The sequence below is a fragment of the Paenibacillus thailandensis genome, assembly GCF_042685365.1.
GTDB classification, from domain to species: Bacteria; Bacillota; Bacilli; order Paenibacillales; family Paenibacillaceae; genus Paenibacillus_AP; species Paenibacillus_AP thailandensis.
In genome coordinates, this window is the sequence record NZ_JBHUMY010000001.1 from 527,832 (window position 1) to 540,116 (window position 12,285).

Here is a 12,285-nt window from a genome sequence, read left to right on the forward strand (position 1 = left end):
TTATTTGGATAAATGGTTCGATAGATAACTTTAAAATTTGGCGACAAGCGAAAGCCGGTACATGTAATCGTGCGATGCGACCGGCGTTCTTCCTTTGCCCCAGCCGACCTTCTCCCGGTAACCCCCAAGCAGTCCTTGCCGCTCGGCTTCCGCTTCCGTAATGCCGATAACCTCCTCGGAATCCGGCGCTACGTATAAAGCGTCGGCCGGACAATAAAGCTCGCACATAAAGCAGGTCTGGCAATCGTCTTGCCGCGCGATAACGGGCACCCCTCCCTCGACCCGGTCGAATACGTTTGTCGGGCAAACCGAAACGCATTGATTGCATTCGACGCATCGCGATTCGCTTACAATCTCGATCATAGAACCGCCTCCTCCTTCGCCGTCTTGCCTTCGTTTACGGCCTCGGGCTTTACCCATACCCGGTCCAATCCTCCGCTGATGAGACGATGATGCTGATTCTCGTCCGTTCCCTTATAATCCTCGCGCTTATGCATACCGCGCGACTCCGTCCTTGCCAAGGCGGAGTTGTACATCCACCTTGCGGTAGCCGTCATCGCGGCCGCTTCCCGGGCCTTCGCGCCGGCGGCGGAACGCTCCACGACGAGCTCCCGCTGCGCCTTCCAAATGCCGTCGATCCGCTCCAGCGAGTCGTTCAGCTTCTGTTCGGTACGGAACAGATTGCGGTCATAAGGCGTTACTTCCTCCTGCACGGCGCGCACGATTTCCTCCGTCCTCGCGGAAGCGGAAAGGCTTCCGGCCGCGCCCGGATCCGCGATCTGCGACGAAGAAGCGCTGCGCAGCTTACGGCTTGCCGCCTTCTCACCGAGCTTGTTCGCGTAGGCGGCCGCTCCCTCGCCGGCGAAAGAGCCCGACGACATCGCCCATGCGGCATTATGGCTGCCGCCTCCCGTGAAACCTCCGCAGATCAGCTCCCGGGTCGCCGCGTCTCCCGCCGCGTACAATCCCGGCACCGAGGTGGCGCAGCTTTCGTCGACGATCCGGATGCCTCCCGTTCCGCGGACGGTTCCTTCCAGTCGCAGCGTCACCGGGAACAAATCGTTAAACGGATCGATGCCCCTCCGGTCAAACGGCAGGAAAAAGTTCGTCTGATTGACGCGCAGCAGCGGCTTCAGCTCCTCGGATGCCAGATCGAGCTTCGCGTAAACTTGACGGCCTTCCATCAGCTTGCGGGCGATAACCGAACGGCCCCGCTTCGAACCAGCGCCTTCGACGGGAGTTCCGTCCTCGTAATAAAAGGAAGCATACGAATAAAATGCGGTTTTCGTTACGGAGGAGAAGGTCGGGCAAATGGCATAAGCGTTCGAAAACTCCATTCCCGACAGTTCGGCCCCCGTCTCGGCCGCCAGCAGATAGCCGTCGCCCGTAAGCACGTTGCAGCCCAGCGCTTTGCTCAGAAAGGCGCAGCCGCCCGTCGCGATGACGACGGCTCCCGCTTCGACCATCCAAGGCGTGCCCGTTTGAATCTGTACGCCGGACGCGCCGCCAACGCCGTATTCGTCGACAAGCAGCTCCAGCGCAGGGCTGTGGTCCAAAATTTTTACTCCCGCTTTTTTTGTCAGCTTGCGCATCAGCTTCATATATTCGGGTCCTTGCAGCCCCCTCCGGTGAGGACTGCCGTCATCCTCTTTCGGAAACGGATATCCCTCGTGCCCAAGCCGGTTCATATTTTCGTAAGTCTTCTCCAGCACCCGGTCCATCCACCGGTGCTCCGCCAGCCGGCCGCCCATCTCGTACCGGCTCGCTTTCGCTTCCTCGCGCAAGCGGGCGTCGGGCTTGACGTACCATACGCCGGTCCCGGAAGGAGCCGTCGCTCCGCTCGAACCGCAATATCCTTTATCCGCCAAAACCACCTTTGCCCCTTTGGCGGCCGCCGAGACGGCAGCCCATGTTCCCGCCGGCCCGCCGCCGAGCACCAAGACATCCGCCTTTAACCGTATCGACCCGTTTACCGTTCCGATTGCCATGACTTGAGTCCTCCTCGCGTTTATAATCGTTTGAATATTCAGTTTCTTAACGGGACCATGCAGCAGCCCCGCAATGTTATCCCTTGTAGCTGTCGCGCCATCTCAAAAGCCGCCTCTCCAGCCCTCTCATAAGCGAGTCGATCAGCTTGCCTACGACGGCAAAAATAATAATGCCGACAAAAATGACGGTCGTTTCCGAGTTTTGCTTTGCTTCGTTAATCAGGAACCCGATGCCCGATTGCGATCCGATCAGTTCGGCCACGACGAGGCCGATCCAAGATACCGCCAGCGACGTCCTCACGCCCAGCAAGATGTCCGGAAGCGCGGCAGGCAAGACGAGCCGCGTAAGACGCCGGAACGGGCTGAAGCTTAACACCTTCGCCACCTCGAACAACTTGTTGTCGACGTTGCGAATGCCCAAAAACGTATTAATATAAAGCGGAAAAAAAGATCCGCTGACGATAATGGCGATTTTCGACGTTTCCCCGAAGCCGAACCATAAAATGATGAGCGGGGCTACCGCCAAATGCGGCACCAGCCTCAAAACTTGAATGCTCGGATCGAGCACATATTGCGCCTTACGGAACAAGCCGGTAACGATTCCAAGCAACAGACCCGATGCGCCCCCGATCAGAAAGCCTAAGGCGGCGCGTCCCATGCTGACGAGCAAATGATGCAGCAGCTGCTCGGACAGCGCAAGCGCCGCGAACGTGCGCATTATTGCGGCGGGCGACGGCAAAAACAGGAGCGAAATGAGCCCGGCGGACACGGCGATTTGCCAAAGGGCGATAACCAAAACCGGAATTGCCGCTCCCGCGGCCGCGTCTTTCAGCGCGGACGCCGCCGGCTTCGGCCGTCTTCCCGCTAACGGAAGAGGCGTCGGTTTGACCCCGCTGTATTCGCCATGATCAGAGACGGTCTCTTCTGCCGGCTCTTTCTTCGCGCGCGGGCGAACGGCCGTTTCGATCGCGTTGCTCATGTTGCCGATCTCCTTTCTTATCCGTTATACCGGTCCTTCCACCTCAGCAGCCGTCGCTCGAGCAAAGCGAGCAGCGAATCCGTAAACAGACCGAGAACCGCAAAAATAAAAATGCCGACAAATACGACGGGAGTATCCGCAAACTGCCGGGCATCCGACATCATGTAACCGATGCCGGAGGTCGAGGCGATCAGCTCCGCCACGACGAGGCCCAGCCAGGAAAGGCCTGCGGACAGGCGGGCTCCAAGCATCATGTTCGGAAGCGCCGCCGGCACGATCAGCCTGACGATTTGCTTGAAGCGGCTGAAGCCAAGCACGCGCGCGACCTCGAACAGCTTGTTGTCGACGTTACGGATGCCCAGAAACGTGTTGATATAAAGCGGGAAAAACGCGCTTTTGGCAATAATCAGCACCTTCGACTCCTCGCCGATGCCAAACCACAATATAAACAAAGGAACGACGGCCAGGCTGGGAATCATCCGAATCATTTGGATGGAAGGGTCAAGCAGCTTCTCGGTTCGCTTGAATAAGCCTACGGCAATGCCGAACGCAAGCCCAAGCGAGCCGCCTAACGCGTAACCGGACATAGCCCGAAGGACGCTAATCCGGATATTTGCCCATAAATCGCCCGTCGACGCAAGCGAAGCTGCAGTCTTCGCAATCGTATAGGGCGTCGGAAAGAGCAGCTGCGAAATATACCCGAAATGTCCAAGCGCCTGCCATAACGCCAGTACGGCGACCGGCACGATTAGCGCCAGCCCCGCGAGCGTCCATTTGCCCGGCGTCTTGTCGTGCGCTGTGCCTGCGCCGGACACGGCGGGATTGCCCATACCTATCACCGCTTTCGTATTGGAATGGTTTAATCGAAAAACAAAAGAGGCACTCTCTTTTCCAAAAAAGAGAATGCCTCCGTTCGAACGGTAGACTCGCGATACGATGCTATTCGAAATGTTTTATATGCCGGCGCCGTCCGTAAACGTCTCGTCCTCCGCCTGTTCGAACCGGCTTAATACTTTAAGGCGCAGCTCTTGGAAGGAAGGCGTCGCTTTTTTGCGCGGATACGGAAGGCCGATGGGGACGATGGCGCTGATTTCCCCCGGCCGCGGCTTCAAAATGACTACACGGTTGCCCAAAAACACGGCCTCGTCGATATCGTGGGTCACGAAAATCATCGTCGTCTTGTTAGTCCGCCAAATATCGAGCAGCGCTTCCTGCATATGCGCTCTCGTAAAGGCGTCCAGCGCCCCGAACGGCTCATCCAGAAGCAAAATTTTCGGCTTGCGGAGCAGCGCCCGGGCGATCGCGACCCGTTGGGACATTCCGCCCGACAGCTCGCGCGGATAAGCTTTTTCGAAGCCCTTCAGCTTGACGAGCTCGATCAGTTCATCGACTTTGCGCCGGACTTCCTTGTCTCTAAGCGACAAATCCGACGCGATATTTTTCTCCACCGTAAGCCAAGGAAACAGCCTATGCTCTTGAAATATAAAGCCCTTGTCGATGCCCGGTCCCGCGATCTCCTTTCCGGCGAGCCTCACCATGCCCGAATAACCGGTATCCAGGCCCGCGACGATGCGCAGCAGCGTGCTTTTGCCGCAGCCGCTCGGCCCGATGACCGTGACGAACTCGCCTTCCGCGATGTCCAGGTTCACGTCGTGCAGCGCGCGGACCGGGCCTTTGCCCGTTTCGAACGTTTTGTTTAACGCGCCGATTTCCAGCAGCGTAGCCCCCATTTCAACTCCTCCGATCGCTGAATGTAATTTCTCCAAAACAAATTCATTGGCTTGATACGGCAATGCCTCTGTTTCGTACAGTCAGCAAGGTGAACGGCAAGCGGGGCAAACGGCGTCGGGACAGCGAGAATGGCCGCTACTGTCGCGCCATCGTTTAAACCAACTTAATTCATAGGAATAATTGATATTGAATTTATCATGCTCAATGCCCGCTGTCAATAACGTTTTTAATTATTGCCGAAGACGCTGGCTAACCCAATGAATCGGCGTTCATTCCAAATTCCGCCTCGCCGTCTTCACGCTTCCGTATACGTTCTCCCCGGCTTAACAAACGAAAAGAAACCGGACGCGGTTAACCCTCGTCCGGTTTTCGATACATTCGGCATAACGCAATTATGGCCGTCGCCGTTCAACCCCTCAGCCTTTAATCGAGGCCAACGCCTGGTCCAGCGCATCAATGACCCGATCGCACCATGCGTCGAATTCGGGATCCTCGATTTGAAGCTCGGGATGCTCCAATATGTTGCTGACCGTCCGCTTGATCCCCTGATCGAGCCGCGTCGTCGCGACGAAATCGGGAACAAGCCGCTTCAGCTTGGCATTGTCGAACACGACCGAGTTGGCCTTGTCCCCGAGCAGGCTGCCCCTCAGGTCGTCTTTGCTGCAGGCGGCTAGGAACTCGGAGGAGACGTGCACCGCGTTCAGCTTGACGCCAAGCGCGTCCGCAATCGTTTCGTAAATTTGATTCCATGTGACCGTTTCGTCCGACGTGATATGCACCGATTCTCCGATCGCATGAATATTGCCCATCAGACCGATAAAGCCTTTCGCGAAATCGCTGTTGTGCGTCATCGTCCAGAGCGAGGTGCCGTCGCCGTGAATGATGACCGGCTTACCCTCCAGCATGCGTTTCGCTACCTGCCACGAGCCTTTGCCGCCGTGAACCCCGAGCGGAATGGAACGTTCGTCGTACGTGTGGCTCGGCCTTACGATCGTGACGGGAAATCCGTTGTCCCGGTATTGGCGGATCAAATACTCCTCGCAAGCGATCTTGTTCCGCGAATAAGCCCAATACGGATTCGACAGCGGCGTCCCTTCCGTAACGCGGTAATCGGACAACGGCGTCTGATAAGCGGAAGCGGAGCTGATGAAGATGAACTGCTTCGTTTTGCCGTTAAACAGCCTGAAGTCCCGTTCCAGCTGGCTTGGTTCAAACGCGATAAAGTCGGCGACGACGTCGAAGGACAGGTCGGCGATCAGCTCGGCTACGCGGTTCTCGTCGCGAATGTCCGCCTGAATGACCTTGGCCCCTTCCGGCAGCGCCCCGCTGCGGCTGCCTCTGTTCAACAGGTACAGGTCGCAGCCTTGCGACAGCAATTGCTTCGTAATCGCCATGCTGATCGTGCCCGTTCCACCAATAAATAGCGCTTTCATAAACAAACACCTCCGCCTGGTATGTAAAAAATATGAACAACGTCCACCCACTGATACCATAGCACGCTGAAGCGCCGAAGACAATCGCCCAAAAAGTTTATGCCGCCCGTCCCCGTTCTTCTGGTAAACTAGTAGCAATTGCAGTCTTATTACAGGCAAACCGCGTCAAACCGATACGCGGCTTGCAACCTTACGTACAAGGAGGCCATACGCATGAGAACGTTAATCGGAATGCACGGCTTGACCGCCGCGGAGCAGGATCGGATCAACTCGCTCGTCCCAGGCTGGCGCACCGTCTACGGAAGGCCGGACGAAATTCCGCGCGAGCTGTTCCGGGAAGCCGAAATCGTGTTCGGCTGGTGCCCGGCCGTTGCGGAGGAAGGGCTTGCGGCAGGCTCCAAGCTGCGCTGGGTGCAATCCTGGTCGGCAGGCGTCGATACGCTCCCGCTTCAAGCGCTGGAGGAGCGCGGCATTATTTTAACCGGAGCGAGCGGCGTACACCCTGTGCAAATGACCGAGACGGTTTTTGCGATGCTGCTTGCGTTCTCGAGAAACTTGCATAATGCCGTACGAAATCAAACGAATGGGAAATGGGATAAAAGCGGATCCTACGGCGAACTGGCGGGCAAAACGATCGGGATCGTCGGGGCGGGCGCCATCGGCACGGAAACGGCCCGCATCGCCAAAGCGTTCGGCATGGCGACGGTCGGCGTGCGACGGTCCGGCTTGCCTCAGCCGAATTTCGACCGGATGCTGGACGCCGGCGGACTGAACGAGCTGCTTGCGGTTTCCGACGTTGTCGTCAACATATTGCCGCAAACCGCCGAAACGTCAAAGCTGTTCGGCAAGGAGCAGTTCGCCCGAATGAAGCGGACGGCGATCTTCATTAACGTCGGACGGGGCAAAGCCGTCGATACCGGCGCTTTGGCCGAAGCGCTGCGCGAAGGCGTCATCGCGGGAGCGGGCCTTGACGTGACCGATCCGGAGCCGCTGCCGGAAGACCACCCGCTGTGGAGGATGGATAACGTCATCATTACGCCCCATATCGGCGGCATGAGCGACCGTTACAAGGAAAAGGTAACGGCGATATTCGCGGAAAATTTGCAGGCCTATTTGACCGATGGCCGGCCTGTCCGCAATGTCATCGACTATCGTAATCCTTATTAATATCCCCTCAATAGCACTTTCCCGTGCAGACGTTTGCCGAAATCTCAATAGCCAGGGCCGTTGACGGCCCTGGCTGCTTATTTTCTGTATCGGATTAAAATTCCCTCTCGCATAAGCTATTCGCTCTCTCTATCTTCCACTCTCCGCTCTCTATCCGGCTCTCTCTAGTCCTCTTCTTTTCGGACATCGACCGTTACTTTCAGCGTTTGCCCGCCGTTGCCGCGGTAAACTCCTTTTACCGGCACGATGTCTTTATAATCCCGGCCGTGCCCCAGCTTGACGTAACGTTCGCCGACCGGCGTCTCGTTGGTCGGATCGAAGCAGCACCAGCCAAGCCTCGGTACGTAAGCTTCGACCCAGGCGTGCGACGCCTGCTCGAAGTCGGCGGCGCCTCCTTGCAGATCGCCCACGAAATGATAGCCGCTCACATAACGCGCCGGCACGCGCCGCGCCCTGCAGCAGGCGATCATCAGATGGGCGAAGTCCTGGCATACGCCGCGTTTGTTTTCGATCAATTCCGCCGCTTTGGTCTTGACCGTCGTCGCTTCCGGATCGTAAACGAAATCGCCGCGAATTTTGGCGGACAGCGCCGAAAGCCATTCCAGCACGCTGATCTGCTTCTCGTCAAAGGCCGGACGCTCCGCGGTTACGCTGTCCGCGAACCGTTCGACCGAAGGGGTAACGTTCGCGTATTCCGTCGGAAGCAAAAATTCCGCGAAGCGGTTTTGCGCCTCTTCCCCTTTCAGCCACTCCCATCCCTCGCCCTGCGGGTTGCCCCGCAGAACGGCCGCTTGCGCCTCGGGCTCGGGAGCGGCATTCGTTACGACCGTCATTTGCGTCCGGATCGTTAGTCTACGGTGCGGGTCGTTCACCGAAAAGGCGTGAACCCGGTTGCCGAAATAATCCTCGTAGCTGAACAATGAGGCGTTCGGCTCGATCCAGATCGCCTGCTGGTAACAGGACTGGCGTTCGTTCGTGCACGGCGTCAGCCGGATTTCATTGACACTGTCCGTAACCGGGTTCTCGTATTCGTATTGCGTCACATGCGAGATGCTTAGCTTCACGCGGTCGCCTCCCCCATTCGAAAAAAGGTTTTGGCAAACGCCGCCCCGAGATGGCGGCTTGCATCGGCCAGATGGGCCACGATCGCACCCGCCCCGTCCAGTCGGATATCTTCGCGTTCCAGACAAGCCAAATCCGCTTTTACTTTGCCGACTTGCCGAATGATGCGCTCATGGGCGGCGCGAAGCTGCCCATCCTGCAGCTCGATTCGCCGCATATGATCCTCCAAAGCATGGATGGCGAAATAGACGGAACGGGGAAACGCGGGATGCAGGACAAGAAATTCCGCGATCGTCTCCTCCGACACCGCATCCGCGCAATATCGGCGGAAAGGCTGGTAAGCGCCAAGCGACTTCAGAACGGCCACCAAATAGGCATAACCGCCGGAAGCGTTCCGGCTCTCCAGATCCGAAGCGAAGACGGCCGCTTTCATGATCCGAAGCGTGTTCTCGGCCCGTTCGAGATAACGGCCGCATTCGATGAAATGCCATTCGTTCTCGCGGGGCATGACCGACTGTCCGAAGCCTTGGAACAATGCCGCCCATTCCTTGATCCGGCCGAATAACAAATGCGGCGATTCCCGCATCATATTTTCCGGCTCCTTGTCCCTCAGCCACAAATAAAATCCGTTAACGGCTTCCCAGAGCTCCGCCGGAACTTTCTCCCGGAGCGTCCGCAAATTGCCCCGCGCATGCTTGACGCAGCATAACAGCGAGTTCTCGTTGTCCTTGTCCAGCGCGACATAACGGAGGACGTCCTGCTCCGAATAAGACCCGTATTGCCGCTCGTAACGCTCGCCGCTGCCAAGCGCCTCCACGATGTAGGCCCATTTGACGGAAACGTTCCCGGTCGCCGCTTCCGCCGGCTCGCCGGCGCCGCCCGCCGCCCCGTCATCCGCTTGAAGATGATAATGAACGTCGATCAGCCTTGCGTGGTTTTCCGCCCGCTCCATATAACGTCCGGTCCAAAACAACGCCTCGGCATTCCGATTAAGCATTCCGATCCCCCCGTTCGTTTCTTAACGATTCAGCACCCAAGTATCCTTAACCCCTCCGCCTTGCGAGGAATTGACGACGAGCGACCCTTCCTTCATCGCGACTCTCGTTAAGCCGCCGGGTATGACATGAATATCGCCGCCGGCCATCAAGGCGAACGCCCGCAAATCGATATGACGCGGCTGCATACGTCCGTCCGCCATGACGGGCGCCCGCGACAGCATCATCGTCTTCTGGGCGATATAGCGGCCCGGCTCCTTGCGGATCGCTTCCGCGAACATGCCGATCTCCTTCGCCGTCGCGGACGGCCCGATCAGCATCCCGTAGCCCCCGGACAACGACGTTTCCTTCACGACGAGCTGCTCCAAATGACCGAGCGCGTACTCGCGGTCTTCCTTGCGGGATAAAAGGTACGTCGGCACGTTGTCCAAAAGCGGCTCCTCGCCCAAATAATAACGGATCATGTCCGGGACGTAAGCATAGACGGCTTTGTCGTCCGCCACTCCCGTTCCCGGCGCATTGGCGATGGCGACGTTGCCGGCCCGGTAAGCGTTCATCAAGCCCGGAACGCCCAGCAGCGATTCCGGGTGAAACGACAGCGGATCGAGATAATCGTCGTCGATGCGGCGGTAAATGACGTCCACTTGCCTTAAGCCCCTCAGATCGCGCAAATAAATTTTATGGTCTTTGTACACGAGATCGCGCCCCTCGACCAGATGGACGCCCAGCTGCTGCGCGAGAAACGTATGCTCGTAATAAGCGGAGTTATAGGCGCCGGGCGTCAACAGCACGACAAGGGGATCGCGGTTTCCGTTTGGTGCCAGGGCGCGGAGCGAGCTAAGGAAGCAATTCAAGCTTCTGTCGATGCTTTGGACGGATGTGGAAAGGAACAGCTCGTGGAAAATTTCGCTCATGATCGTGCGGCCTTTAAACAGGTAGGAGAAGCCGGAAGGCGACCGCAAATTGTCTTCCAGAACGAAATACCGGCCTTTCTCGTCGCGGATCAAATCGATGCCGGACGCCGTAATGTACGTCCCGAGCGGAATGTCGAGCCCGGCCATCTCCGGCCGGAAATAAACGTTGGATACGATCATGCTGCGGGGAATAATGCCGTCCGCTACGATGCGCCCGCTGTGGTAAATGTCGCGAATGAAGGCGTTAAGCGCTTGAATCCGTTGACGGATGCCGCGCTCGACGGTTTCCCATTCCTGCTTCGGGATGATGCGGGGAATGTAGTCGAACGGGATCGTCCGCTCGAGCGGGTCGCTTTGGTTCGGGCTGTAGAGCGTAAACGTGATGCCTTCCTCCATCATTCGCCGGTTAAGCGCGTTCCGGCGCAAAGCCAGTTCGGAAGGCATCATTCGATTGAACAGCCGGTGCACGGAATCGTAATGCGGACGAACCGATCCGTCTTGATCGAACATTTCGTCGTAGAAAGAACGAGAATCGTAACAATGCAATTGCGACGGTTTGGCGTAAGACATCGATGCCGCCTCCTCCGGGTAATCATCGCCGTGACGGGGTTGACGGTTAGTACCGGCAACAAAATGTTAACATTTATGACGCGATACTGCAGAAATGTACGTTTATTTAGGTTCATCATACTAAATTCTGAATTTTATGTCAATTTAATTGACACAAAAAAGAGCTTCCCTTTTGCAGAGAAGCTCCGATCTTTCCGCGCCGCCATGGCCCTTATTTGTTCAGCTGCTGCAGCTCTTTCGTCACCTTGTCCACCATGGACACGAACGTTGCCAGCTCCCTCGATTTTGCCGCCTGGTTGCGCGCCTCGACGGATGTCTGGTCGGATTCCCGCCTAACGGCGAGCAGTTTCTTCTCGATTTCCTCCAGCTTCGCCTGAATGCTCTCCTGCGCCGACTTGGAGGATGCGGCCAGCTTGCGGACCTCGTTCGCCACCACCTGGAACCCTCTTCCTTCCTCTCCCGCCCGTGCCGCTTCGATCGCGGCGTTAAGGCCAAGCAGATGCGTCTGCTCCGAAATTTCCCGAATAAGCGATCCCATCTCGGTTATGCCGTCGATCTCTTGGCGCAGCTCGCCGAGCAAGCCGTTCGTCATCTCTTGGGAATCGGACGTCGATTGGGCCGTCGCGGCGATCATTTGCGCCCCCTCGTCCATCTCCACGATCAAACCCGCCAATTGCTCGACCGCCTCCGTGACCGTCTTCAGCATGGACGTTTTCGATTCGGCCAGATCGCGGATTTGCTTCTGCTCGCATCGGTTATACGCTTCGAGCACGAATTGCGAATCGAGATTAAACATTTTGCTCAGCGCATGGACAACCTTCGTCCACTTATCCGGAATCGCCCGCTCCAGCACTTCGCACGCGATGTCCAGGTACGTCATATAAGTGCCGAGATACCATGAAGTGGACAAGCCGATGCGCGAATGGATGGAGCCGATCCGAATCCGGTTGTCGATAAACGCGTCGTCAATCACCCCGTCGGCCAGCGACAGCCAGTAGGCGCGCTGCGTTTCCTTCAGCCGCTCGATATTGCTGAACCTGTCGATCAGCTCCATCAGCTCCGGCTGGGCGCCGACGTTTTCGTAGAAACGGCCAACCACCTCTTCGACCACTTGCTCGAATACCGGCCTGCATTGCGCAAGCAGCTGAAGATCCTGTTCCGTAATTCCGGTGTATTGAAGCTGCTTCAATCGTTCGCCGCTGACAGTAATCATCTCTTTTTCCCCTTTGGCTTTTACAAATTGTTAACTCGTTCTTATCATTATATCGGAAATAGGACCAAGAACCTATAGATAACCGATAAAAAGATGCAAAGACGGCAAGGGGGCCCACCTCCCTGCCGTCAAACTTCGCCGCAAATATTAGATTGCACTCGCTAACGCATTAAAGCGAGTCGGAGTTTTCAAGCGGCAAATAAGCTTGCCGCTCGCTTGCGAAGCGAGCTCGC

11 protein-coding genes are annotated in these 12,285 nt (G+C 57.2%); 1 reads left to right on the forward strand and 10 read right to left on the reverse strand.

The features are described from left to right. Positions 1-30 precede the first annotated feature (30 nt). The 6 genes from ACFSW5_RS02365 to ACFSW5_RS02390 form a co-directional block, all read right to left on the reverse strand. A complete protein-coding gene (locus tag ACFSW5_RS02365) occupies positions 31-363 on the reverse strand; it encodes a 4Fe-4S binding protein (protein ID WP_379269328.1) in 333 nt (110 codons plus the stop codon). Next, the gene (locus ACFSW5_RS02370) at positions 360-1,988 is read right to left on the reverse strand and encodes an FAD-binding protein (RefSeq protein WP_379269331.1); all 1,629 of its coding nucleotides are present in this window, start codon (positions 1,986-1,988) and stop codon (positions 360-362) included. Before ACFSW5_RS02370 ends, ACFSW5_RS02365 begins: the two co-directional genes overlap by 4 nt. 76 nt (positions 1,989-2,064) lie before the next feature. After that, on the reverse strand, positions 2,065-2,967 hold the full coding sequence (locus tag ACFSW5_RS02375; protein WP_379269333.1) for an ABC transporter permease: 903 nt from the start codon (positions 2,965-2,967) through the stop codon (positions 2,065-2,067). Between the two features lie 17 nt (positions 2,968-2,984). Beyond that, positions 2,985-3,797, reverse strand: a complete 813-nt coding sequence (locus tag ACFSW5_RS02380) for an ABC transporter permease (protein WP_379269336.1) — start codon at positions 3,795-3,797, stop codon at positions 2,985-2,987. A 123-nt stretch (positions 3,798-3,920) separates the two neighbouring features. Next, the gene (locus ACFSW5_RS02385) at positions 3,921-4,697 is read right to left on the reverse strand and encodes an ABC transporter ATP-binding protein (protein ID WP_379269338.1); all 777 of its coding nucleotides are present in this window, start codon (positions 4,695-4,697) and stop codon (positions 3,921-3,923) included. A gap of 417 nt (positions 4,698-5,114) precedes the next feature. Next, a complete protein-coding gene (locus ACFSW5_RS02390) occupies positions 5,115-6,131 on the reverse strand; it encodes an SDR family oxidoreductase (RefSeq protein ID WP_379269340.1) in 1,017 nt (338 codons plus the stop codon). 213 nt (positions 6,132-6,344) lie between these two features. Here ACFSW5_RS02390 and ACFSW5_RS02395 point away from each other — a divergent pair, with 213 nt between their 5' ends. Further along, a complete protein-coding gene (locus ACFSW5_RS02395; protein ID WP_379269342.1) occupies positions 6,345-7,298 on the forward strand; it encodes a D-2-hydroxyacid dehydrogenase in 954 nt (317 codons plus the stop codon). Between the two features lie 164 nt (positions 7,299-7,462). On the opposite strand, the gene ACFSW5_RS02400 is transcribed toward ACFSW5_RS02395, so the two are convergent. The 4 genes from ACFSW5_RS02400 to ACFSW5_RS02415 all read right to left on the reverse strand — a co-directional run bounded on the left by ACFSW5_RS02400 (position 7,463) and on the right by ACFSW5_RS02415 (position 12,052). After that, positions 7,463-8,362, reverse strand: coding sequence for a transglutaminase family protein (locus ACFSW5_RS02400; RefSeq protein WP_379269344.1), 900 nt, complete (start codon positions 8,360-8,362; stop codon positions 7,463-7,465). After that, positions 8,359-9,357 carry an alpha-E domain-containing protein gene (locus ACFSW5_RS02405; protein ID WP_379269346.1) on the reverse strand — a complete coding sequence of 333 codons (999 nt, stop codon included), beginning with the start codon at positions 9,355-9,357 and terminating at the stop codon, positions 8,359-8,361. Before ACFSW5_RS02405 ends, ACFSW5_RS02400 begins: the two co-directional genes overlap by 4 nt. Before the next feature lie 21 nt (positions 9,358-9,378). Next, positions 9,379-10,839 carry a circularly permuted type 2 ATP-grasp protein gene (locus ACFSW5_RS02410; RefSeq protein WP_379269348.1) on the reverse strand — a complete coding sequence of 487 codons (1,461 nt, stop codon included), beginning with the start codon at positions 10,837-10,839 and terminating at the stop codon, positions 9,379-9,381. Between the two features lie 211 nt (positions 10,840-11,050). Then, positions 11,051-12,052 (reverse strand): protoglobin domain-containing protein, encoded by a 1,002-nt coding sequence (locus ACFSW5_RS02415; protein ID WP_379269351.1) that lies wholly within the window; start codon positions 12,050-12,052, stop codon positions 11,051-11,053. Positions 12,053-12,285 lie beyond the last annotated feature (233 nt).

Excerpts from the sequence above, each read along its gene's own strand:
- ACFSW5_RS02390 (WP_379269340.1), bottom strand. The coding sequence starts at position 6,131 with ATGAAAGCGCTATTTATTGGTGGAACGGGCACGATCAGCATGGCGATT.
- ACFSW5_RS02380 (WP_379269336.1), bottom strand. The coding sequence starts at position 3,797 with ATGGGCAATCCCGCCGTGTCCGGCGCAGGCACAGCGCACGACAAGACG.
- ACFSW5_RS02375 (WP_379269333.1), bottom strand. The coding sequence starts at position 2,967 with ATGAGCAACGCGATCGAAACGGCCGTTCGCCCGCGCGCGAAGAAAGAG.
- ACFSW5_RS02365 (WP_379269328.1), bottom strand. The coding sequence starts at position 363 with ATGATCGAGATTGTAAGCGAATCGCGATGCGTCGAATGCAATCAATGC.
- ACFSW5_RS02385 (WP_379269338.1), bottom strand. The coding sequence starts at position 4,697 with ATGGGGGCTACGCTGCTGGAAATCGGCGCGTTAAACAAAACGTTCGAA.
- ACFSW5_RS02395 (WP_379269342.1), top strand. The coding sequence starts at position 6,345 with ATGAGAACGTTAATCGGAATGCACGGCTTGACCGCCGCGGAGCAGGAT.
- ACFSW5_RS02405 (WP_379269346.1), bottom strand. The coding sequence starts at position 9,357 with ATGCTTAATCGGAATGCCGAGGCGTTGTTTTGGACCGGACGTTATATG.
- ACFSW5_RS02415 (WP_379269351.1), bottom strand. The coding sequence starts at position 12,052 with ATGATTACTGTCAGCGGCGAACGATTGAAGCAGCTTCAATACACCGGA.
- ACFSW5_RS02370 (WP_379269331.1), bottom strand. The coding sequence starts at position 1,988 with ATGGCAATCGGAACGGTAAACGGGTCGATACGGTTAAAGGCGGATGTC.
- ACFSW5_RS02410 (WP_379269348.1), bottom strand. The coding sequence starts at position 10,839 with ATGTCTTACGCCAAACCGTCGCAATTGCATTGTTACGATTCTCGTTCT.